Source organism: Caballeronia sp. AZ7_KS35 (assembly GCF_023631045.1).
Lineage (GTDB): Bacteria > Pseudomonadota > Gammaproteobacteria > Burkholderiales > Burkholderiaceae > Caballeronia > Caballeronia zhejiangensis.
This window is the reverse complement of the sequence record NZ_JALQDV010000021.1, coordinates 1-679: the sequence shown is the minus strand read 5'-3', so window position 1 is coordinate 679 and position 679 is coordinate 1. Positions and strand designations below refer to the sequence as shown.

Here is a 679-nt window from a genome sequence, read left to right as displayed (position 1 = left end):
GGACCGTGAAACGACTCCACGCCGATGATAGTGCGGATACCCGTGTGAAAGTAGGTAATCGTCAGGCTCCTCATGCTGAAAGCAAGCGAAAGCCCCAACTCCAACGAGTTGGGGCTTTTTGCGTTTTCGTCTCACCTATAAGTGAGAGCCTCGATTGTTTCGGGTCGTAAGAAACGCTTGACAACGGCGTGTTGTTACCCCATAATCGATAGTTCTCTGCGGAGGGGTGCCCGAGTGGCTAAAGGGGGCAGACTGTAAATCTGTTGGCTTACGCCTACGTTGGTTCGAATCCAACCTCCTCCACCAGAATTCAAGCGGTAAGGGAATCCAACCCTCGCGGGTGTAGCTCAATGGTAGAGCAGAAGCCTTCCAAGCTTACGACGAGGGTTCGATTCCCTTCACCCGCTCCAGTGTCGATTTTGTAGTGCCCATGTGGCTCAGTGGTAGAGCACTCCCTTGGTAAGGGAGAGGTCGGCAGTTCGATCCTGCCCATGGGCACCAGCTGTATCAGTCTAGTAAGTTGCGCGCGGCGCAAGGTGCGAAAATCCTGTTAGGAGTCGAAAATGGCCAAAGGTAAATTCGAGCGGACCAAGCCGCACGTAAACGTGGGCACGATCGGTCACGTTGACCACGGCAAGACCACGCTGACGGCAGCGATCACGACGGTTCTCACGCAGAA

General features: G+C 54.5%; 1 protein-coding gene and 3 tRNA genes. All 4 read left to right on the top strand.

The features are described from left to right. Positions 1-220 precede the first annotated feature (220 nt). Positions 221-306 (top strand) — tRNA-Tyr (locus NCT05_RS15660). A gap of 30 nt (positions 307-336) precedes the next feature. Beyond that, positions 337-410, top strand: a tRNA-Gly gene (locus NCT05_RS15655). Between the two features lie 16 nt (positions 411-426). Further along, positions 427-501: transfer RNA gene (locus NCT05_RS15650), tRNA-Thr, on the top strand. A gap of 62 nt (positions 502-563) precedes the next feature. After that, positions 564-679, top strand: a 116-nt coding sequence (locus NCT05_RS15645) for a GTP-binding protein (RefSeq protein ID WP_029972183.1), incomplete at its 3' end; no start/stop codon positions are given.